Below are 23428 nucleotides of genomic sequence, written 5' to 3'. Positions count from 1 at the left end.
AAGAACAAAAAAATCAGTCGACACTGATTTTAATGTAAAATGCTTTGGAATTTTGAAATGCGGTCGTGTTTACCTAAGACGATGACAATGTCCTTACTGCGTAGTTCGCTGTCGGCTTTTGGTAAAATGACATTTTTACCTCTTTTAATTAAGAGAATGTTGACATCAAAACGATTACGAATATCTAAATCGACAATTTTGGTTGTCTTAAAGTCTTCGCCAATGAATATTTCATAGACGCCATAATCGTCGGTAATATTGTAATAGTCGAGTACATTATCCGAGAGTAGACGTCTGGCTAGACGACGACCCGCCGATTTTTCAGAGGAAACTACTTCGGTTGCACCGACTTTTTCAGCCACTTTTGCGTGGTAATCATTATCGACTTTAACGGTAATTTTAGGGACTTTCATGTCCGATAGAATCATGGTAGTTAAAATGCTATTTTCTACGTTTCCAGGAATCGAAACGATGACATGGTCAGCGTGTTGTGCACCGATTTCTCTCAAAACGTTGATGTCGGTAGAATCACCAATGACCGCGTTTTCGACAATCCCTGTCACACGATTGATGGCTTCTTCTTTTTTATCTAAGGCGATGACATCTGCGCCTAGTTGGGTTAATTCGTCACATAATGCAATGCCAAAGGTATCCATACCAATGACCAAATATGTTTTCTTCATGTTTTATCACATCCGATAACATATTATCACATCTTATCATTTTTTTCAAAACAAACTCGCATCCTTAGTGTATAATGAATATGAATGTTATTTATCGAAAGGATTAAATATCTTATGTCACAAGAAAACTCAAATGAAATCTTAGATTTCGAAGACTTATTTGAATCAAAACCTGAAGCACCTAAACCGAGACCTTTGTTCTCACTCAATCGTGCCATTATCAGTGTGGTAGTCTATTTTGTCATTATGTTGTTGGTTGCAGGTGTCGCTGTCCTCTTTTTTTATAGTGATGACCGTTTTACCACCGATTACACCACCATTGAATCCATGTTTTATAATGTGAGTCAAGACCCGAATGGCGTTGGTTATGCTCAGATCAGTTATTATCAGGAATATTCAGCTGACTATACTAACCTTGTTGTGATTTATGAGGGTCCTCAGTATGTCGTTTTCGCAAACCGTGCTAACCCTTATTTAAAAGATAGCTATACATTAGAAATGATTCAATCTTTTTATTTGATTGAAGACATAAAATGGAGCAATGTTCGCCCTTCTGTTTATGTTGAACTCTACTTATTTGAAGACTATCAACCATTCTTAAATCAAATCGGTGTGGGTGCTTTGGTCAATACGGAACGTGTCAAAACACCTCAAGCATTTACCGAACTTACAGACAGTGCTTCTTCTATCCTCAACTTCGCAATTTATATTGTACTCGCAATTGGCGTTATCCCACTTACCTGGAGTGCACTCAAGGTCGATTTCGATTATTTCAAACAACCACTTAAAAAAATCGGTACTGAAACTGTCATCGGTTATGGTTTGATGATCATGGCAAGCATTGGTGCGCAATTCGCTACACAGATCATTGGATATATTGCAGACTATGCGCAACCTGTGTCACTCAATCAGCAAGCCATTGAAAGGTCATTGTTATCATCAAGTGGCCTTTTCATGATTTTAGTGACCATCATCTTCGCACCTGTTATTGAAGAACTCATCTTTAGAAAAGCGATGTTCCGATTCTTCAAAAACCAATGGCTCGCGATGGTGATCAGTGCGGTACTATTTGGTTTGATTCATGTATCGAGTGAAACGAGTTTTATGGCTTTCTTCACCAATCTCATCACGTATTCAGCCAGTGGATTTGCTCTTGGATATATCTATATAAGAAATAAACACAACGTGTGGTCAGTCATCCTGGTGCATGCTGTGTCCAACGCTGTGTCGATTGCGGCTATTCTTTTTCTAGCACTTCTTTAAAAGGTTTCAAGTTCTCTTTGTGTGCATAATCATAAGCACTCATCGAATACATATCTTTATGATCTTTGATGCCTTCATATTTAAATTTTAATAATAAGTCTAAATCCTCGATGAGCACCGCGTGCCTTAGGGGATTTTTTTTCAAATGTTGTTTGAATAAACTGCCACTCAAATGGGTCTCAATGATTTGTTGGATATCGAATTGGCCTTGAACGATGGCGAAATCGATTGGGGTTTCACCAAAACGATTATGGACTTCAGGATCGGCTTCATGTTCTAATAACAACTGAACAATGGCCGTTTGTCCGCTTTTGATGGCTGGGTATATAGGGGTTTCTTTGTTGTGGTTTTTCAAGTTTGGATTATGTTTATTTTGAAGTAAGTATACGACCACATCGTACGCTCCGATTTCACATGCCATGTGCAAACAGGTGTTTTTAAAGACATCCACATCTTTAAACTTTTGATTTGAGTTTTTCAGGATATACTCTAAAAATGGGATTTGACGGCTACGAATGGCGTAATGAATGACCGAATGTCCATCTCTGGTTTTTTCATTCAATGTTCCGCCCGCTTCAAGTAGCAGTTTCACCATATCATAATCCCCTTTAGCAGCAGCTAAATGGATGGCTTGTTCGCCCTTAACATTGGTTAAGTTGACATTTGCAAACTTACGAATCAACTGTTTCGCAATCGCGAGTTTGCCTTTCTTACAACAATCAAATAAGGCGGTTTCGCCATTATGGTCTTGAACGTTGACATCGATGTCATTATCGAGCAAGTACTCAATCACTTGTTTCGCCGATGTGCGTACAGCATAATGTAAAAGAGACTGCCCACGCTCATCGATTTCGGATAGATTCACTTGTGTTTGAAAAAAATAAAGGACATCGTTAGCGGCGGCCTTTAAGAACATTTCTTTCATATTCTCACCACATCCATTATAACACAGTAATCTGGGTTCGGTTGGTGAAAAAATGATAATTTTCAATAATAAAAAAGTCCATTTCACATGGACTTTTTAATCATTATTTGACTGCGTCTTTTAATACTTTACCAGCTTTGAAGGCAGGAGTTTTTTGTGCAGGAATTTGGATAGTTGCGCCAGAACGTGGGTCGCGACCTTCTCTTTTTGCACGGTTACGAACTTCAAATGTACCAAAACCAGTTAGTACCACTTTTTCGCCATGTTTGCCAAGACTTTCAGCAACACTGTCAACAAATGCGTTTAATACTTCTTCAGCAACTTTCTTAGTTACTTGGGATTTTTCTGCTACTACAGCGATTAATTCTGTTTTGTTCATAATGAACCTCCTTTTGTCTTTCTAACGCCATTATATCACTATTTATTTTGATAAGCAATCTTTTTAACATTTTTTTATAGATAAGATTGCGTGAACTAGCGATTATGGGGGTTTTAATCGACTTTTTTAGTCGATTTTTTCACTCTTTAAGGTTCTGGTTAATAGTTTTGTTACAGCGTCATTGATTGGCATACGTTCGAAAATAACTTGGTATGCAACCTCAATAATTGGTAAGGATAGTCCTTTTTTAAGGGCCAATTGATGAAGTGCTTCGATGGCTCTAACACCTTCAATGGTTTGTTTTTCTTCTTGATAGATTTGTTCCATAGACTTACCAGAACCGATTTGTTTACCAGCTCTGAAGTTTCTTGAGTTCTCTGAGGAAGCTGTTACGATTAAGTCACCAACGCCAGTGAGACCGAATGCTGTATCACGTTTACCGCCATATGCTTCAACCACTCTAACGATTTCAACAATCCCACGCGTAATGAGAGCTGCACGGGCATTTTCACCCATGTCTAAACCGGTAGCCATACCACTAACAACAGCGATGGCATTCTTGACTGCACCACCGACTTCGCATCCAATCAAATCATCGGATGTGTACACACGCATGTACGTGTCATTAGAAAATACGGTTTGTAAGGTTTGAGCCATCTCGGTATTTGAAGAGGCGATGGTTAATAATGTGAGTTTACGTCTGATCACTTCTTCTGCGTGGCTTGGTCCGGTGAGGACAGCGAAACCTGCAAGGTTTTCTTTGGATACGACTTCTTCAACAATTTCAGAGACACGCTTGGTGGTATCTGGTTCAATCCCTTTAGAGACATTGATGAAATATTTTGGTGAATTTAGGGTTTGATTGATGGTATTCAATAAACTTCTCATCACTTTGGTCGGTACTGCAAGTACCAAGTAATCGGAAAAATTCAACGCTTCCGATAACGATACTGTTGCTACTAAAGTTTCAGGTAAGGGTAAATCAAAAAACGGGTGTACGTGTTTTTGATTGATGGTTTGGACAAATTGCTCATTGATGTCGTAAATCACGACTTCATGGCCATTATCGACTAAAAGTTGTCCGAGTGTCGCTCCCCAAGCGCCACCACCGATGATCGATAGTTTCATTCTTGTTCCTTCTTTCTTAATATCAGTTTAATCGGAGACCCTGTAAAATCAAAGGCTTTTCTAAATTGGTTCTCTAAATACCTTAAATAAGAAAAGTGAACATAGCTAGGGTCATTGACAAAGATGACAAATGTCGGCGGTTTGGTCGACACTTGGGTCATATAAGAAAACTTGGCTTTACCTTGGTTGAACTGTGCAGGAGGGTTCATCGCGACACTGTCTAACAAGACATCGTTCATCACAGAGGTTGGTATTCTACAGTTATAAGATTCATAGGCTTTGTTGATGGCTGGGAACAATGTATCGATACGCTTATTTTCCTTCGCCGAGACAAAACATACTTCGGTATAAGCTAAAAACTTGAAGGTATCGTACATTTCTTGTTTCATCAAACCCATGGTTTTTTCGTCTTTCTTAACGATATCCCATTTGTTGACAACAACTACCGATGCTTTGGCATAATCTTGGATATACCCAGCAACGTGCATATCTTGGGCAATGATATCTCTGGTACCATCAACTACAATCAGTGCCACGTCACAACGTTCAATGGCTTGTAGTGCTCTTAAAACACTGTATTTCTCAGTGTTTTCATATACTTGTCCACGTTTACGAATCCCCGCGGTATCGATGATGACATATTCAACATCGTCTTTGATGAATGGGGTATCGATGGCATCACGGGTGGTGCCAGCAATTTCCGATACGATGACACGTTCTTGTCCTAAGATGGCATTGGTCAAACTGGATTTACCCACATTTGGATACCCAATAACAGCGATTTTTACTGCGTTTTCATGTTCATCATCGGCAAAATCGTCTGGCATAGATTGAATGATTTGATCCATCAATTCACCCACACCAATCCCGTGGTTGGCAGATACGGCAATCGGATCACCAAATCCAAGGGCATAAAATTCATAAATACTTTGTTTCAATTCGACGTTATCGACTTTATTCACGACGACAATGACTTTTTTATCGGTTGGATAAAGTCTTTTCGCGATGAATAAATCGTCATCGGTTAACCCGCTTCTAGAATCCACAACAAAAATAATGAGGTCGGCTTCTTGAATCGCCACATCGGCTTGTTGTTTAATTTGTTCTAAAAAAGGGGCATCGCTAATTTCGATGCCCCCGGTATCAATTACCGCGAAACTTTTGGTTAACCACTCAGTCTTAGCGTATATGCGATCTCTCGTCACGCCGGGTGCGTCATCGGTGATCGATAATCTGGATCCAATCATACGATTGAATAGGCTCGATTTACCTACATTGGGACGGCCCACGATTGCTACTTTAAATGGCATTAACCATCACCTCGTTTTTACTTTTTCTTTGAATCCTTTAATACATTTTCAAACAAGTCACCTAAGGTAGTAGCGGTTTCTTCTTGGTTCAAGTATGGTTCATACTCGCTACGGATGGTGTCTTCTTTCACTTGTCTAATCGATAATTTCAAATGCCATTCTTTAGGGTTGACTTCAGTGACTCTCGCGACCACTTCATCGCCTACAGCATATAAATCTTCAATCTTGTTGACTCTTTCAGTCGATAATTCAGATACTGGTACAAATCCAGTGACGCCTTTAGCTTCAACGTTCATACCTTTATCAGAGACGATTTCCAATACTTTAACGGTAAGGTCTTCACCCTTCTTAAAGGATACATTACGCCAAGGGTTGTCGATCATGGCTTTCTTAGAAAGGCTGATCTTCTTTTGTTTCACATCGATGGCTAAAATAGCCACTTCTACAGCATCACCAATCTTCACGAAATTAGCGAAATTATCGTTAGGATTCCATGAATACTCAGAAGCATGTAATAATCCTCTGACGCCTTCTTCAAACTCTAAGATTAGGCCAAAGGGTAATTTTTGAACGACCACACCTGAAATGGTTGATCCCTTCTTATGGGTATCAGCGAATGCTTCAAATGGGGTTGGTAACAATGCTTTATGTGATAAGTCGAGGCGCATGCCTTCTTTTTTAATGATTTTAACTTCGATTTCTTGACCGACGGTTAATGCTTCAGCAATGTTTTCAATACGGTTATGTGAAATTTGGCTGATGCGTAGTAAACCAGCAACGTGTTGGAATCTCACGGTTGCTGCATGAGGGTCTAATCGTTCAACAACACCCTTTAAAACGTCACCCGTTTTAATGGTGTCGATTTCTTCTTTGCGTTGTTGTTGTCTTAAATCAAGTTCAGCTTGACGTTTTGCTTCGAAAATTTGTTTTCTAGAAGCGATCAAACGTGGGCGGTTGCCACCTTTAACTTCAATGAGATGAACTTCAAGGGATTGTCCCTTGAGGGTATCCTTTTGTTCAACCAATTCGCGGTCAAGTAAGCCGAATGGTAAAAATATATCGAAACCAGCGAACTTTAAATGAAGACCTTTTTCGTCAACTTTCGTAATCTTGGTGACAATCGAGCGATTTTCTTTATAAGCCGCTTCAATTTCTTCGAACGCCTCTTCCTTGATTAAAGGCAGTCTATTGAGGAGGATGTAAGTAGGGTCATCGTTGATTTTACTCACGACAGCCTTGATTCTATCCCCGACTTTGACGACACCTTCAAAAGAGGTGATGTTCTTACCAAAGTATTCAACAAACATTCTGGCTTCAGCGTGGTTTTCAAGGGTTAAATAAATGCATTTTTCTTCAACCTTAAAAACTTCGCCTTCGACTTTGTCTCTTACTCTGACTGAATCTAGATTAACGTCCTTCATTTGTAGTTCTTCCATGGTATTTCTCCTTTTTCAATATCTCTTCTGTGATACGTTTCGTAGTATCCTCAATCGAATAATGCGTCGTATCAATCACTATGGCATCAGGTGGACAAACGAGTGGGGATTCTTTTCGCGTAGAATCCTTGTGGTCGCGTTCTAGAATTTCATTTTCTAGGGCGTCCAATTCTTGTTTGATTCCCAGTACTTCCTTCTCTTTTTGACGGCGTTTAGCTCGTTCTTTCACGTTGGCGGTTAAAAATATCTTTAGATCCGCGTCCGGTAATACCACTGAACCAATGTCTCTGCCATCCATGATGACATCGATATTTTGAGCAGCCTCTTGTTGTATTTGAACTAAAATACGTCTGACGTAGGGAAATGAGGATACCTTAGAGACATTTCTTGTCACAGCATCCGAACGGATTTGATCTGTCACATCCATGTCATTGACATAAATACGGTTCTTCTCATACCTTACTTTTAAATCTTGCATAAATACATAGCTCGACTCATCGTCTAAGTTGATGTGCTTTTGTAATGCTATGTAGGTAATCGCTCGGTACATCGCACCGGTATCAATATGTGTTAAATTCAATTGTTCAGCAATGCGCTTGCTGATGGTCGATTTTCCGCTTCCTGCAGGTCCATCGATCGCAACTTTAAATCCCGGCATGATTAACCTCCACACCCCTTAATTATACCACTATAACGTGATAATTTCCATATCTATTAGATTTTTTTAATGTCTCCGTACAACTTTTTAACCTCATGGATTTTGAGTGCACGGTAAGAACCACGCTCTACTCCATCCAATGTTAAGAACGAATACCCCACACGGGTTAGGTTTTTCACAGGGAATCCTACGGTTTCCATCATCTTACGAACTTGTTGGTTTTTACCTTCCGCAATGATGATTTCAACCAAGGTCGAGTTGTTTTTGGTATCATATTCTACCGCTTTAACACGGGCTGGTTTCGTGACATAATTATCGATTTTTACCCCTGCTTTCAGCGTTTTGATGGCTGCTTTGGTGAGCATGCCTTCAACCCTTGCAAGGTACGTTTTCGGTACATCATATTCAGGTCTTGTGAGGTAATAAGCCAAATCACCATCATTGGTAAACAATAATAAACCAGCTGTATCGTAATCGAGACGTCCAACTGGGAAAATGCGTTGAGATTTATCGACTTCATCAAATAAACTCATGACCGTACGACGCTTTAAATCGTCTTTAACCGTTGTCACATAACCGGTAGGCTTATTGAGTAAGTAATAGACGTGTTCTTCTTTTTCAATCAATTTATCATCGACGGTGACTTTGTCCTCTTTGGCAACGGAAAAACCTGGTTGCTTCACAACCACACCATTGACTTTGACCCTGCCAGATTCAATGATTTCTACAGCACCACGTCTAGAAGCGACACCCGCTTCTGCCAATCTTTTTTGTAATCTCATCATATTATTTACCCTCACTTCAATCTAAATTATACCAAAAACAGAACACAAGATGTGTCTTAAAAACAAAAAACCGCTTTTGAACTGTATTTATTTTTAACCAAAGAAAAAAGGGCATTCGAAAACCCCTTTTCATTGCTTATTTTTCGCGAGAAACATAAGACCCGTCAATGGTACTAACTACAATACGTTCGCCTTCTTCAATGAACATTGGTACTTTGGTTTGTAAACCAGTTTCAAGTACAGCATCTTTCATCGCAGTGGTTTTGGTATCGCCTTTAACGCCAGGTACGGTTTCTTTCACAGTTAATGCAACTTTATCAGGCAAATTGATCCCTAAGATTTCAACTTCATTGTAAGATAAGACTTCAACCGTCATACCATCGACAATGAAACGCGCTTCATTTTTGATTTGTTCATTAGGAATTTCGATTTGTTCGTAGTTATCCAAATTCATGAATACGTGCATACCATCTGAACCATATAAGTATTGCATCGAAATTTTGTCGATTTGTGCTCTTTCAAATTTTTCTTGAGCATTGAACGCCATTTCAGTGATTGCACCTGTTCTTAAATTTCTAACTTTTGTACGAACGAACGCCATTGAGTTTGCTGATTTTACGTGCATGAACTCCATGATTGAATAGATGTTACCTTTATAACCAATGGTAAGACCCGTTTTAAAATCACTTGTTGTATACATGTCTTTACCTCCTTAAAAAATCCTTTTATATTATATCATACATCGTCTTAATGTAAATGTTTTTCGATTAATTCTTTTATCGCGAGCACATAACTTTGTGCTTTCAAACCTTTCACATACACATCTGCGAGGGGTTTTAATAGATCTATATGTCGAAAAGACTCTCTTTGTTCAATGTCACTCAAATGAACGACCGCTTTTTTACAGGTAACGAGTTCAAAGGCATCTCTTAAAGAAACAGAATAATGTGATAGTCCCCCTGCATTGATGACAAGCATATTGTATTCATCGCTACCTTGAAGCAAGTCGATCAATGCACCTTCATGGTTGGATTGGTAAAACGTAAAATCCACCTCTGGATAGGTTTCAGCCAACAGTTGATTGATGTCTTGCATGGTGAAAGACCCATACACATCTGGATTTCGTTTACCCAACATATTGAGGTTAGGACCGTGTACAACGAGACATTTCATAGGTTGAATTTCTCCTTTAGCAGTTGAATCAATTTGGTGGTTGTTTGTTCGATATTACCGTCATTCGACACGATTAAATCTGCGAAAAAGACATAGTTTAACATCCGTTCTTGATAAAGCGTGTCGAGCGATTTGTTTTTTAGTAATGGTCTTGGATAGTCATGTTCGATACGGTCTTCAATCAGCGTAATGTCGGTATCAATATAGACTTTAATGCCGTTCATTAGCGCTTTATTGGTGCGGTCTTTGACAATTCCACCACCCGTAGATATGACCAAATGATCTCCTCTAATCTCCGATAAAGCTTTCTTTTCTTGTGCTCTAAATGTTGCTTCACCATATTTTTCAAACAGTTCATCGATAAACATAAGTGAATTGCGTTCAATCTCATGATCCAAATCGATGAAGGTGTAATTGAGTTGTTTTGCTAAATGTTTACCAATGGTGGTTTTCCCTGCCCCTGGCATTCCGATTAAATAAATATTCATATTACCTCTGATAAAATGCCGTTATTTTTTCAATGGATTGGCGTAAAGCAAATTCATAGTCTGCCATATCCACCAGTTCAGCATGCATTTGGTTGCTGAACCAGGTTTGTTGTCTTTTTGCCAAATGTCTGGTTTTCTTTTTGATTTCTTCGATAGCAACTTCCAAGGCATAGATACCATCTAGGTATTGTGATAATTCACGATACCCTAAAATATCCAATTCAATTCCCTCTGCTTTCAAAGCTTTGACTTCGTCTAAAAAGCCCTCTTCCATCATTAAGTCCACACGTCGGTTGATGCGTTCATAGAGCAACGAACGTTCCATAGAAGCGTATATAATAAGTGCATCATACACTGGTACATCCTTCTTTTGGAGGGTACTGCGTTTGGTTTCTTGTGCCAAAGTGAGGGCTCTTAATACCCGTCTGCGATTGTTGGGATGCAGTGTTTTCGCTGTTTCTGGGTCAATCACCATTAATTGTTTGTGGAGGGTTTCATTATCGATATCGTCTAAGGCTTTTTCAGCATCAATATCGCGTTTTGGATTGTTGAATTCATAATCAAACAACGCAGCTTTAATGTATAAACCAGTACCACCTACCACGAATGGGGTTTCGATTTGTTCAATGTGTGTTCGAACCAAGCGTTGAAAGCTTGCGACATCAAATGCTTCCGTAGGGTCTAAGATATCGATCATGTGATGTGGTATGCCCGCTTGTTCTGCAGGTGTAATTTTCGCAGACCCAATATCGAGTCTTCGAAATACTTGAACAGAATCACCTGAGATGATTTCTGCTTTAAAATGTTTGGCCAAATCGATGGATAGTTTGGTCTTACCTACGGCTGTAGGCCCACAAATCACAACGACTTTTTTCATACAATCCTCTTAAACAATTTTTCAATTTCATACTGTGTGAATGAAATGACAATGGGTCTGCCATGAGGACAATAATATGGATTTTCACAGGCATTGAGTTGTGTCATCAAGTGTTCTATTTCAATGGTGGATAGTGGTTTGTTGGCTTTGATTGCGCCTTTACAAGCGACATCTTTAGCGAGTTGATCTCTTAGTTTTTTTAAATCAATCGATTGGTATTGTCTGAGTTGTTCAATCAAACCATAAACCATATAGTCCACATCTTTGTCTTCTAACCATATCGGTAGTTCTCTTAAAATATAGCTATCTTGGAACGGTTCAAAGTCTAGCCCATATGAAGCAATCAAGGCTTTGTTTTGTTCAATGATGTCAATTTCAACTGGTCTAAATGTATATGTCATGGGCGTCAATAACTGTTTGTGCTCCGTTTTGATGGCCCCTAATCTGTCATAAATCATTTCATAACGGATACGTTCGGCAGCCGCATGTTGGTCAACCAAGTATAGCCCAGTTGGATTTTGAAACAATAAATAAGTCCCTGCGTAAACACCTACATAACTCATCAGTGGTAATTTCTTCGTTTCACTTACCGTTACGTCCGGTGTATTAAAAGTCCTTGGTTTGGTTTCTTCTACTTGGATATCCATGCCGCTTTCCCAAAGTTCGAATCCTGTATATTTAACTGGTTTAGGGGTTTCCTTTAATACATCAGGAATGGATTCGTATTGAACTGTAAACGCATCGGATACACATTTGCGAATGAGATTTGCTACGACATATTCATTGGTAAATTTAATTTCTTTCTTTTGCGGATGGACATTGACATCGATCAATGCGACATCCATTTTGATGTCGATGAAAGCGATGGGATAGCGTCCGACCATCAAGTGCGTATGATAACCTTCAACGACGCTGTTCACCAATGTATAGTTTTGAATGGTCCGACCATTTACAGCAATCACAATGTCGTTCTTTCGGGCACGGGTGATTTGTGGAGATACCAAATACGCTTTAATCTTAATATCGTTTTGTTCGGTTTGATGTTGTTTGAGTGTTTTCGCTACATCCGCCCCGTAAAGGTGATGGAATAGTTCGACATAATCGCCAGTTCCACTGGTCTTTCTCAATGTTTTTTGGTCATGGGTGACAATGAACGCAATCTTTGGATTGGATAGAATCATTTCATCGATGACTTCTAACATGTAAGCGAGTTCTGTTTGTGGCGATTTGATGTATTTTAATCGAGCAGGGACATTATAAAACAAGTCTCTGACTTTGACTTCGGTACCTTGATTTAAAGCCACGTACCCTTCTTCGATGAATGTCCCACCTTCATAGGTGACAAAATAAGGATCGGTTTGAGGTGTTTTTGAAGAAATCACCATTTTTGAAACCGATGCAATCGCTGGGACCGCTTCACCACGAAACCCTAGACTCACAATATGGGCTAGGTCAAATTCATTTTTGATTTTTGAAGTGGCGTGTCTTAAAAACGCCAAATGTAGGTCTGTTTTATCCATCCCAATGCCATTATCGAGCACTTTAATTTCTTCTAGACCATGGTTTTTAAGATGAATTTCAATTTTCGTTGATTTCGCATCAATGGCATTTTCTATCAATTCTTTGAGTGCCGATGCCGGACGGGTGACGACTTCTCCAGCAGCGATCATGTTGGATAGTCGTTCGTCTAATTTGATGATGGTTGCCATGAGAATCCCTCCTTTATTTCAATTCGTCTTGTAATTTTTTGATCAACATGAGCGCATCTAATGGGGTCAATGTGTTGATGTCTGTTTCTTTTAAAGACTCGATGACATGCTCTTCTGTTTTGGTTACAAATGTATTTTCAATCGCATCGACTTGATCAAAATTGAATAGATTTAGTAACGCTGTTTTTTTCTTATCCGCTTCTAAATGTTTTAAAATTCCGTCGGCTCGATAAATCAATGTTTTCGGGAGTTTTGCAAGTTCTGCCACATTGATTCCATAAGACTTATCGGTCGGTCCTTCTTTGATTTTATGAAGGAAGACAATCGTATGTTTCTCTTCAACCGCTGATACATGGATATTTTTTAGTCGTTTTAAGGTTTGTTCCAAAGCGGTTAGTTCGTGGTAATGGGTTGAAAATAGTGTGATGGCTTTGATTTTTTCGTGTACATATTCGATGATGGCTTGGGCGAGTGCCATCCCATCATAGGTGGCGGTACCTCGACCGATTTCGTCGAAAATCAATAAACTTTGTTTGGTAGCGTTACGTATCGCTTCATTGGCTTCAAGCATTTCCACCATGAAGGTCGATTGACCTGCACTCAAATCATCGCTCGCCCCAATTCTGGTATAAATCGCATCAAAAATCGGTAGTTTCGCTTCTTCAGCAGGTACAAATGAACCCATTTGTGCCAAAACAACGATTTGTGCAAGCATCCTCATGTAAGTGGATTTACCACTCATATTCGGTCCTGTAATCAATAAAATACCCGATTCGTTGATGTCAATGTGGTTTTCGACAAATTTACCTTCAAGGGCTTGTTCAACTACAGGATGACGGCCGTTTCGTACATGAACAACCGGTTCTTTTTGTAAAATCGGACGTACATAGCGTGATTTTTTCGCAATAAACGCCAATGTGGACATCACATCGATGAAGGCGATATGATCAGATAATCGTTGTAAATCTTTCGTATAGGTTGCAACCTCGTCGCGAAGTTGGAGAAATAATTCGTATTCTAAAGCGAGTTCTTTTTCACCAGCGGACAACAAGAAGGCTTCTTTTTCTTTGAGTTCGGGTGTGACATAACGCTCACCTGTAGATAAGGTTTGTTTTCGTTCGTATCCGAAGTCAGGTTTTACCAAATCTAGGTTTCCCTTGGATATTTCAATGTAATAACCAAACACACGGTTATATCCAACTTTAAGGTTTTTAATGCCTGTGCGCTCTTTTTCTCTAGATTCAAAATCCATCATCCAGGTTTTACCATCACTGGAAGCATTCTTGAGTTTATCGAGTTCTGGATGATACCCTAATTTGATGAGTCCACCTTCTTTTAATGTCAACGGTGGGTCTGTTTCAATGGCACGATTTAATAGTGTATATAGCGCATCAAAATCATCGACTTGCTGATTTAAGTCTAGTAACAACGTGCTTTGATATGCATCTAAAACCGATTTGATGGCTGGTACCCTGGAGAGTGTTTGACGAAGTTGAGCCAAATCTTTACCAGAAGCATTTTTGGTTGCGATACGTGATGTGATTCTTCTAAGGTCATATACCCCTTTTAAAGACTCTCTTAAGTCATTTAAATGAATGATGTTTTTGTTCAATTCATCAATTAAGTCATAACGATACAACAATGTGGATTCATCACGACTCGGTTCATCCATGAATTTTCGCATCAATCTTGAACCCAGTGCTGTGATGGTGTGGTCAATCGTGGATAATAATGTTTCCGATTGACGCTTACCATTACTGGCTGATAGTTCTAGACTGGCACGGCTTTGATAATCTATCTTTAAGAAAGACTCTGGTTCAATGACATTCAATCGGTTGAATTGTTTGATGTCACTCTTTTGAGTATCGCTTAAATAGTATAGTAAAGAAGCCACGGTTTCGCGTGGTAAATCCGTGAGTCCTTCGAGTAATTCTGACGGTAATCGGCCATCAGTATATGAAATCAACACATAAGGTTTTAAGCGTTCTGATAATCGCTTTTGATCTCGTTGTAGTACCAATTCTTTAATATTTAAGACCAATATTTGTTTAATTAAATCCGTGTCAGACAAATCTTTTAATAACGACAAATCCCCGGTAGATAAGTCAGCAAACGCCAAATGGTATTTGAGTTTATCTTGGATCAGTGCGCCAATGTAGTTATAACTAGACGCATCTAAAATACCTTCATCCATAATCATTCCAGGGGTAATCAACTTGACGACTTCACGTTTTACCAAACCATTACCTGGTTCGGTTACTTGTTCGACAATCGCAATCTTATATCCTTTTTGAATCAATCTTTGCGCATATGGAATCACTGCGTGGTAAGGTACCCCACACATCGGTACGCGTTCTTTGACCCCTGCATCACGACCCGTTAAAGCAATCTCTAATTCTTTGGATGCGAGAATGGCATCATCAAAGAACATTTCGTAGAAGTCACCTAATCTAAAAAAGACTATCGCGTCAGCGTAGTCCTTTTTAATGTCTAAATATTGTTGCATCATTGGGGTGTATGTAATGTCTTTTTTGCCCATACAATCACCTTTCTACTTTTAATTCTATGTTATTAATTAAATAAATTGTTCCACCAGTTCATAAATGCTTCCCAATTACCCATGTATTGAAGCGTTGTTTCAAACCAAGTTTTAATCAAATTAGCAAATTCGAAACCTGGATCAAAAATGATATTTAGGATACCTTTGTTTGGATTATCTGTCCATGCTGGTAATCCAAATTGGAATATACCATAAGCTCTTAAGAATCCAATCGCAGCATACACGACAGCTAATAACAATAAGATAATAACAATCCAACGAATGGTCTTTCTGACTTTACCAACTGGCTTTTTAACCTTGGCTTGTTTGCGTTGTTTTCTGGATTTCTTTGAATTATCGACATTCGCGAGGTTATCTTCTTCTTTGATTTCTTCAATCACAGAAGTCGTTGAAGCGGTGAGTTCGGTCTTGACCGTATTCATTTCTTCAATTTGTTTTGCTTCTGCCTTTTCAACTTTATCCCATTCTTTAGCAGAAAGGGTGGTTTCATAACCCATCATGAAGGTTGGGGTTAGAATTGGTCTATGTGCTTTTTCATACGCTTTATCCAACATCGCTTGGTGATATTGATTCAAATCCATACGTAAGGCACGAAGTTCAGCGATAATGCCATCCAAAGCTTCTTTCGGAATGGATTCTACAACAACCGTTTCTTTTACGGTTTCTACTCTAGGTGGTTCACCATAATAATAGGCTTGACGTGGTTCATAAGGTCTAGGTTCTGGTTGCTTTTCAACCACTTTAGGTTCCGGTTTTGGTTCTGTTTGTTTTTCTTCAATCACAGGTTCAGCGGCCACTACTGGTTCTGGTTTAGGTTCTGGTTTGAGTGCTTCAACCTCTTCATCGACTGGTAAAATCGAAACCATTGGTTCGGATTCGACTACTTTTTCAATGACCGGTTCTGGTTCTACAGCTACTTTCACTTCAGGTTCTTCATCCACATAAACACGTGCAGATGGTTTGATTTCTTCATAAACACCTGGGGTGGATGGCACGTAATATTTTTCCTTGGTTTCAGAAGCATTGGCAAGGATATACTCAATGATTTCTTCTTTTTTGAGTTCAATGGAAGCTTTGATGTTATATTCAATGGCGAAACGTTGGAGTTGAATGACTGCCAATCCGTTTACTTTGTCTTCTAATTCTTTGGTATATTTGTCTTGGTTTTTCAATTCTCTGACAATGATGTCTACAAGTTCACTCTTTTTCAAACGACGTGGGACATCTACACCAAATTTTTTACCGATTTCTCTAAGTTCAACCAAGGTCGAACTCTTGAATAATACTGGTCTAAATACTTCAGGTGTTAAGCCATCGATTTGATTGAGTTCGTCAAAAAAGATGGAATTCAATTTATCATTATAAGCGACGAAATCTTCAAGGACGGCACCTTTTTGATGTTCTTTGGCGGCTTTAACAAACCCCATCAATTCACCTTCAGGCACTTGTTTGTCGAATAGATAAGATAACAAATTGACCCACAAGGTTTCTCTGGATTTACGGTCTAATTCGGCATCTTTAAATTGTGGTACTAAGTTCACCAATTGAGATTCGCTGAAATGGTCATACCAAGAAAGACGATAATTCACTTCGTCTGACAAGGTTTGTTGGACAATTTTCTTGCTGGTAACAAATGGATCTAATTCACGTCTAAGTGAAGCCATTCTAAGCTTACGTGGTACAGTTAACCCAATCAACTCGAAAAAGCGGACAACTTTATCTGCTGGATAAAAAATCAGTGTTCCGACCAAATCTTCGATTTTGACTTTTTTGTCCCCAATTTTAACTTCGCTAAACATCGTTAGAATTGCCATAATATTCCCCCCAATTGTGTTTGCTACTAATATCATACCTCATAATTATAATTTTTACAAGTGTGACACCCAGCCAAAAAAAAGTGGGATGGTCCGTTATTACGGCTATTTCCCACTCTCAAATTGATATTTAGTTAAGGTGCTGTTTATTTCATTTTCGATGATTTCTTTAATCTCTATTAATAAATCATTTAACTCTTGTTGGAGGTCTAAATACATCTCAATCATTGGGTCATTTTCAATCGAATTTCGAATCTCATCATACTGGGTTTGAAATTGATTTAAAGCCTTCGGTTTTTGAATTGTTTTCGCATTCACCAATTGTTTTTGAATCGCCTTCATTTCTGCAAATCGACGCTTCAATTCTTTGTCATTATTGATGATGTGTTCAAACTTTTGATAACTCTTTAAGATGTCTAAAGATTGAATCATTTCAATGAGTTCGTCTTGCTTACTCACAAGCTTCACCGATTAAAAACCACGTTCTAGGTTGGGTAATTTTGACTTTGACAATCTTACCGATGAGCGATTTGTCCCCTTTAAAGTTGACCAATTTATTGTGTTCTGAATACCCCGCTAGGGTACGTTCATCTTGTTTAGAAACCCCTTCAACGAGGACTTCGACAACTTGATTCATATATTTTTGGCTCGCTCTGAGATAACCGTCATTGACCAATTTGATCAAGCGTTTTAAGCGTTCTTTCTTCTCTGATTCTGGAATATTATCCTCGAAGCTGTACGCAGGTGTACCCGCGCGCTTGGAAAATATAAATGTATAAGCCCCTTCAAAGTCGATTTCTTTTACCAAATCTAATGTCATTTGGAAATCGGCTTCTGTTTCGGTAGGGAACGCGACAATGATATCGGTTGTCAGTGCGATGTCTGGTTTCGCTTCACGTAGTTTACGAATCACATCCACATAGAGTTCTCTTGTGTAATGGCGATTCATTTTCTTGAGTACGGCATTACTACCCGATTGTACGGGAAGATGGAGATGCGGCATCACCGATGGACAACTTCTAAATGCTTCGATGGTTTTATCATCTAAATCGTGTGGATGACTTGTGGTAAAACGAATTCTTGGAATACCTATTTTATCCAAATCCATCAATAAATCGCCAAAGGTGTAATCTTGATCTTTAAAATCCTTACCATACGCATTGACATTTTGACCCAATAATGTGACTTCTTGGTAGCCCAATGCTTTGAGTTCTTTGACTTCTTCTATAATGTCTTCTTTGGACCTGGAACGTTCTTTACCACGGGTATAAGGTACAATACAATACGTACAAAATTCATCACAACCAAACATAATATTGACCCATGCTTTGTAAGGGTTTTGTCTGGCTTTTGGTAGATTTTCAACGATATTGCCCTCTTCTGAGAAAACTTCGATGACGCGTTCTTTATTAAAGTGAGCGGTTTCGATGTATTGAGGTAATAAATGGATGTTGTGTGTACCAAAGATTAAATCCACGTGTTGGTATTTTTCTAAGACGCGGTTAACGACATTCTCTTCTTGAGCCATGCACCCACAGAGACCCAACAATAAATCCGGATTTCTGCGTTTCAAAGGTTTCATTCGTCCCAGTTCGCCCCAAATTCGGTTCTCCGCATTTTCACGAATGGCGCACGTGTTGATTAAAATAATGTCGGCTTGTGCTTCATCTTCGGTCGGTTGATAACCCATGTCACGCAAAATCCCGCCCATGGTTTCCCCATCGGCTTCATTGCCTTGACAGCCATATGTTTGTATTTTGTAAAATTTTCCAACGCCAAATTTTTGTAGGCGTTCGTCCAATTGAAAATCCTTATATTCAGTATCCGCTTGGGTACGTTTACGCGCTTGTTTTAAATTAGGTTTGAAATATTTGTCGATATCTATCACTATAATCACCTAGGATTAGTATACACGTTTACCCTGTTCATTTCAATTGAAAGGGTGTTTTAGGCATCTAAATATCACACCTATTCCAGAAAAAAAATAAAAACACACCCTAAGGTGTGCTTAATCTTCAATATGAATACGTTCGATGGTTTTCTTTTTGAGGTCCATGATAACGGCGTTCAATTGATTCTTGGTATTCGCAACCACATTGGCAGGCGAATATCCATATAAAAATCGGTTGACCACGATGTCACGATCGACCCCGATGATACCATCCAGTGGTCCAGTCATACCCACGTCGGTGATGTACAAGGTACCTTTTGGCAAAACTCGATTATCGGCGGTTGGAATATGGGTGTGTGTCCCCACAACAGCGTCCACACGGCCATCTAAATAATGACCTAAAGCCACTTTTTCAGAGGTTGCTTCTGCGTGAAAATCCACAAACGTAAAATCGGCTTTTTCGCTTTCTAATACTTTGTCAATTTCGAAAAATGGGGATTCCAAGTTGGCATTCATAAATGTTCTACCCAAAGCATTGATCACCAAAACCGTTTGTTGGTTGTATTTGATGATATCATACCCTTTACCCGGTGCTTTAGGAAAATTGAGGGGGCGAACAATGTGCGAATCGTCGATGTATTCAACGAGGTCATTTTGACCCCACACGTGGTTGCCCATGGTCACACAATGGACACCTGCAGCCATCAATTCTTTGTAAAAACGCTGGGTAATGCCACGACCATTGTTCGCGCTATTTTCAGCATTGACAATAATGATGTTGGGTTTATAATCGGACTTTAATTGGTCTAAATTGTCCATTAAAATCCTTCTACCCGGTTCACCGTAAATGTCACCAATGAATAAAATTCTCATCATACACCTTCTTTAAAAGAAAAAGGGGACAAGCCCCTTTTATTTTGCAATATCTGTAGCGCGTGTTTCTCTAACAACGGTAACTTTGATGGTACCTGGATATTGAAGGTTTGCTTCAATTTGTTCTTTGATTTCACGAGCAACTTTAAATGTGGATAAATCATCCACTTCATCGGGTTTAACGATGACTCTAATTTCACGACCGGCTTGAATCGCAAACGAACGTTCAACCCCTGCAACTTTGTTAGAAATGGATTCTAATTGTTCAAGACGCTTGATGTAGTTATCAATTGATTCACTACGTGCGCCTGGTCTTGCTGCAGAAAGTGCGTCAGCGGCTGCTACCAACACTGCGATGATGGATTGTGGTTCTTTGTCGCCATGGTGTGATGCAATCGCGTCAATAACTTCTTTTGGTTCATGGTACTTGGATACGATTTGAACACCGATTTCAACGTGTGAACCTTCGACTTCGTGGTCAACGGCTTTACCGATATCATGGAGTAGACCTGCACGTTTTGCAAGCACTTCATTTTCACCGATTTCAGCGGCTAATTTACCCGCTAAAAATGCTGTTTCAATCGAGTGTTTAAGGACGTTTTGTCCATAGGATGTTCTAAAACTCATGCGGCCCAATAGTTTCACTAAGTCCGGATGGAGTTTACCAATACCTGTTTGGAATACGGCATTTTCACCCGCTTCACGGATGAACATATCGACTTCTTGTTGTGCTCTATCCACGACTTCTTCGATGCGACCCGGGTGGATACGACCATCTTCAACTAAGGCGGTTAATGCACGTTTTGCAACTTCTCTTCTGATCGGATCAAATCCGGATAATACGACTGCTTCAGGTGTGTCGTCAATGATGAGGTCAACACCGGTTAATGCCTCAATGGTGCGAATATTACGTCCTTCGCGTCCAATGATTCTACCCTTCATTTCATCGGTTGGAAGGGATACAACTGATACCGTTCTTTCGCTTGTTGTTTCACTGGCATATTTTTGAATTGCCAGAGTCAATAGATTCTTCGCTCGTTGATCTACTTCTGATTTTGCTTTTTCTTCTTCTTCTTTAATGTAATTTGAAATTTCCTCAGACATGTTTTGTCTTACACGATCCATGATGATCGCTTGTGCCTGTTCTGTGGAAATACCTGAAATCTCCATTAATTTCGCTTCTTGTTGTTTCAAAATGTCTTCCACTTTGCCATTCAATTGTTCAAGTTCTTGTTTCTTTTCGTCCAGCTTGATTTCTTTTTGTCCAAGAAATTCTTCTCTTTTGTCCAAATTGGCTGCTCTTCTGTTTAGCATTTCATCGCGTTGTGATATTTTGGTTTCCAAATCGAGAACGACTTGTTTACGTTCCTTCATATCACGTTCGAATTCACGTTTTTGATCAAAAATATTTTGACGTGCTTCTAGAATGGCTTCCTTTTTGAGTTTTTCGGCTTCTTTAGTGCCCTCTTCAACAATTTTCTTTGCTTGTTCACGGCTATTTTGTAAGCTCTTTTCGTGTTGTTTCACACGGAAAATAAAGCCTCCAACCAAGCCTAAAGCGAGTAGCAAAATGGAGACGATTGACCATACTACATGTTCCATCGTTCATTCCTCCATTTGTTTTGATTTGTTACTTTTTCATTACATGAGCGTTAAATATATTAAACAACATTATCAAAATTGATATACTTTTATTTAAGGTTTTATTCCTGCATACTACTATTTAATTATATAGGAGAAATGACTTTTAGTCAACGCATTACATTCTGACTTTTTTTTTATAATGGCGTGTAGTATAATAAGGTTACGTGAAATGAGGGATTTTATGAGAAAAGTTAAAAAAATCAGTAAATGGGCTTGGATTTATCAACACCGTTTAGCGATTTTTGCGGTTTTATTCTTTATCGTCTTACCAATGGTATTTATACCGAGTATTTATATTCAAAAGTATGTTGACAGCAAACCTGTACTATTTGAAGACAAGCAAGCTGATGTGGTTAGTTTAAATGATTTACCCGTGTTCAGCCTTGACTATAAAATTGCTCAAGTTCGTCTTCCAAACGAGGATAACCTTGGTGGTTATTACAAGATAGAATATACACTCACACGTGAAACGGGTATTAACCCAATTAACAATATTCGCATCCAATTTCAATTAGCAACCCGCTGGGCAAAATACACTGAAGTTTCGACAGAGCAATCCGTCACTTTAAGTACAGCTCGATCTGTTCAACTGAATTTTAATTATGATATGGAACAAAATGTACTGCCATTTGTTCAAGCATCGGGTCCTTATTTATATGCGAAAATCACTTATGAAGAAACCATTATGGGTGAAGCTTTCGCAAGAACCATCTATGTCCGCCTACCAATCGATTTGATTAAAGACGGCACACAAATCATTCCAGCATAAAAAAGACGCTAGCCAACGCTAGCGTCTATTTTTTTAGGTTAATTGATAAGCTTGTCTGACTTTGACTTCAATGTCTTTCGCCATATCAGCATGGGTTTCTAAATAGTCTTTGGCATTTTCTCTACCTTGTCCGATTTTTTCACCTTCATAGGCATACCATGCGCCAGATTTCTTGATGATTTCGAGTTCAACAGCTAAATCGACGAGTTCGCCCATTTTGGATACACCTTTGCCATAAACAATATCCACGCTGGCTTGTTTAAATGGTGGCGCAACCTTATTCTTAACGACTTTAATGTTGACTTTATTCCCAACCACGTCGTTTCCTGCTTTAATTTGTTCGCTTCTCCTAACTTCAAGTCTAACCGATGCATAGAATTTGAGTGCTCTACCACCGGATGTGGTTTCAGGGTTGCCGAACATAACACCGACTTTTTCACGAATTTGGTTAATGAAAATCGCGATGGTATTGGTCTTGTTGATGATCCCAGACAATTTTCTCATCGCTTGGCTCATCAAACGCGCTTGTAAGCCCACATGGGAATCCCCCATGTCGCCATTGATTTCGGCTTCAGGAACGAGTGCCGCAACCGAGTCTACAACCACGATGCCAATCGCACCACTACGAATCAATGCTTCAGCAATTTCTAACGCTTGTTCACCCGTATCTGGTTGTGAAAGAATCAAGTTATCGACATCGACACCCAACGCTTTTGCGTATTGTGGGTCTAAGGCATGTTCCGCATCGATAAACGCAGCGAAGCCACCTTGTCTTTGTACTTCTGCAATCGCTGTTAACGCGAATGTGGTCTTACCAGATGATTCTGGTCCATAAATTTCGATGATTCTACCCTTTGGGTAACCGCCAATGCCTAAAGCAACGTCTAACGCAATCGACCCCGATGGGGATGATTCGACATGACGATCGGCTTCATCGCCCAATTTCATGACAGCGCCTTTACCGTATTGTTTTTCTATTTGCTTCATCGCATTGAGCAATGCTTCTTGTTTTTTAACGTCCATTATTTGGCCTCCTATAATCTATATATACAACGGGATGGTT

22 protein-coding genes are annotated in these 23428 nt (G+C 39.3%); 2 read left to right on the top strand and 20 right to left on the bottom strand.

Annotated elements, in window-relative coordinates:
• Positions 1-29: 29 nt before the first annotated feature.
• On the bottom strand, positions 30-683 hold the full coding sequence (locus N7548_RS04305; protein ID WP_263608209.1) for a potassium channel family protein: 654 nt from the start codon (positions 681-683) through the stop codon (positions 30-32).
• 114 nt (positions 684-797) lie between these two features.
• On the opposite strand from N7548_RS04305, the gene N7548_RS04300 reads away from it, so the two are divergent.
• A complete protein-coding gene (locus N7548_RS04300) occupies positions 798-1946 on the top strand; it encodes a CPBP family intramembrane glutamic endopeptidase (RefSeq protein ID WP_263608208.1) in 1149 nt (382 codons plus the stop codon).
• On the opposite strand, the gene N7548_RS04295 is transcribed toward N7548_RS04300, so the two are convergent.
• From N7548_RS04295 to rny, 18 genes are all read right to left on the bottom strand, one after another.
• Positions 1921-2871, bottom strand: a complete 951-nt coding sequence (locus tag N7548_RS04295) for an ankyrin repeat domain-containing protein (protein ID WP_263608207.1) — start codon at positions 2869-2871, stop codon at positions 1921-1923. The genes N7548_RS04300 and N7548_RS04295 overlap by 26 nt on opposite strands.
• A 103-nt stretch (positions 2872-2974) precedes the next feature.
• Positions 2975-3250 (bottom strand): HU family DNA-binding protein, encoded by a 276-nt coding sequence (locus N7548_RS04290; RefSeq protein ID WP_277618209.1) that lies wholly within the window; start codon positions 3248-3250, stop codon positions 2975-2977.
• Between the two features lie 126 nt (positions 3251-3376).
• Positions 3377-4378 carry an NAD(P)H-dependent glycerol-3-phosphate dehydrogenase gene (locus tag N7548_RS04285; protein ID WP_263608206.1) on the bottom strand — a complete coding sequence of 334 codons (1002 nt, stop codon included), beginning with the start codon at positions 4376-4378 and terminating at the stop codon, positions 3377-3379.
• Positions 4375-5688, bottom strand: coding sequence for a ribosome biogenesis GTPase Der (gene der, locus N7548_RS04280; RefSeq protein WP_263608205.1), 1314 nt, complete (start codon positions 5686-5688; stop codon positions 4375-4377). The genes N7548_RS04285 and der overlap by 4 nt, the downstream gene beginning before the upstream one ends.
• Before the next feature lie 17 nt (positions 5689-5705).
• Positions 5706-7124, bottom strand: coding sequence for a S1 RNA-binding domain-containing protein (locus tag N7548_RS04275; RefSeq protein WP_263608204.1), 1419 nt, complete (start codon positions 7122-7124; stop codon positions 5706-5708).
• Complete coding sequence (cmk, locus tag N7548_RS04270; RefSeq protein WP_263608203.1) at positions 7096-7782, bottom strand: (d)CMP kinase; 687 nt, start codon at positions 7780-7782, stop codon at positions 7096-7098. Before cmk ends, N7548_RS04275 begins: the two co-directional genes overlap by 29 nt.
• A 56-nt stretch (positions 7783-7838) precedes the next feature.
• Positions 7839-8567 carry a pseudouridine synthase gene (locus N7548_RS04265; RefSeq protein WP_263608202.1) on the bottom strand — a complete coding sequence of 243 codons (729 nt, stop codon included), beginning with the start codon at positions 8565-8567 and terminating at the stop codon, positions 7839-7841.
• Between the two features lie 136 nt (positions 8568-8703).
• Positions 8704-9267 (bottom strand): elongation factor P, encoded by a 564-nt coding sequence (efp, locus tag N7548_RS04260; RefSeq protein WP_263608201.1) that lies wholly within the window; start codon positions 9265-9267, stop codon positions 8704-8706.
• 47 nt (positions 9268-9314) lie between these two features.
• Entirely contained in the window at positions 9315-9740 is a 426-nt protein-coding gene (locus N7548_RS04255; protein ID WP_263608200.1) for a type II 3-dehydroquinate dehydratase, read from the bottom strand.
• The gene (locus tag N7548_RS04250; RefSeq protein ID WP_263608199.1) at positions 9737-10228 is read right to left on the bottom strand and encodes a shikimate kinase; all 492 of its coding nucleotides are present in this window, start codon (positions 10226-10228) and stop codon (positions 9737-9739) included. The genes N7548_RS04255 and N7548_RS04250 overlap by 4 nt, the downstream gene beginning before the upstream one ends.
• Position 10229: 1 nt before the next feature.
• Positions 10230-11105, bottom strand: coding sequence for a tRNA (adenosine(37)-N6)-dimethylallyltransferase MiaA (gene miaA / locus N7548_RS04245; RefSeq protein ID WP_263608197.1), 876 nt, complete (start codon positions 11103-11105; stop codon positions 10230-10232).
• Complete coding sequence (mutL, locus tag N7548_RS04240; protein ID WP_263608196.1) at positions 11102-12814, bottom strand: DNA mismatch repair endonuclease MutL; 1713 nt, start codon at positions 12812-12814, stop codon at positions 11102-11104. The genes miaA and mutL overlap by 4 nt, the downstream gene beginning before the upstream one ends.
• Positions 12815-12827: 13 nt before the next feature.
• Complete coding sequence (gene mutS, locus N7548_RS04235; protein WP_263608195.1) at positions 12828-15353, bottom strand: DNA mismatch repair protein MutS; 2526 nt, start codon at positions 15351-15353, stop codon at positions 12828-12830.
• Between the two features lie 32 nt (positions 15354-15385).
• A complete protein-coding gene (locus N7548_RS04230; protein WP_263608194.1) occupies positions 15386-17188 on the bottom strand; it encodes a hypothetical protein in 1803 nt (600 codons plus the stop codon).
• A gap of 105 nt (positions 17189-17293) precedes the next feature.
• Positions 17294-17647 carry a YlbF family regulator gene (locus tag N7548_RS04225; RefSeq protein WP_263608193.1) on the bottom strand — a complete coding sequence of 118 codons (354 nt, stop codon included), beginning with the start codon at positions 17645-17647 and terminating at the stop codon, positions 17294-17296.
• Entirely contained in the window at positions 17640-19076 is a 1437-nt protein-coding gene (gene miaB, locus N7548_RS04220; RefSeq protein WP_263608192.1) for a tRNA (N6-isopentenyl adenosine(37)-C2)-methylthiotransferase MiaB, read from the bottom strand. The genes N7548_RS04225 and miaB overlap by 8 nt, the downstream gene beginning before the upstream one ends.
• 120 nt (positions 19077-19196) lie before the next feature.
• On the bottom strand, positions 19197-19955 hold the full coding sequence (locus N7548_RS04215; RefSeq protein WP_263608191.1) for a TIGR00282 family metallophosphoesterase: 759 nt from the start codon (positions 19953-19955) through the stop codon (positions 19197-19199).
• Between the two features lie 36 nt (positions 19956-19991).
• Positions 19992-21554 carry a ribonuclease Y gene (rny, locus tag N7548_RS04210; RefSeq protein WP_263608190.1) on the bottom strand — a complete coding sequence of 521 codons (1563 nt, stop codon included), beginning with the start codon at positions 21552-21554 and terminating at the stop codon, positions 19992-19994.
• A 223-nt stretch (positions 21555-21777) separates the two neighbouring features.
• On the opposite strand from rny, the gene N7548_RS04205 reads away from it, so the two are divergent.
• Positions 21778-22365 carry a hypothetical protein gene (locus N7548_RS04205; protein WP_263608189.1) on the top strand — a complete coding sequence of 196 codons (588 nt, stop codon included), beginning with the start codon at positions 21778-21780 and terminating at the stop codon, positions 22363-22365.
• 33 nt (positions 22366-22398) lie between these two features.
• On the opposite strand, the gene recA is transcribed toward N7548_RS04205, so the two are convergent.
• Entirely contained in the window at positions 22399-23388 is a 990-nt protein-coding gene (gene recA, locus N7548_RS04200) for a recombinase RecA (RefSeq protein WP_263608188.1), read from the bottom strand.
• Positions 23389-23428 lie beyond the last annotated feature (40 nt).

The organism is Paracholeplasma manati (genome assembly GCF_025742995.1).
Taxonomy (GTDB): domain Bacteria; phylum Bacillota_I; class Bacilli_A; order Acholeplasmatales; family UBA5453; genus Paracholeplasma; species Paracholeplasma manati.
Note: the sequence above shows the minus strand (reverse complement) of the source record. Positions and strands in the feature narration are given on the sequence as shown.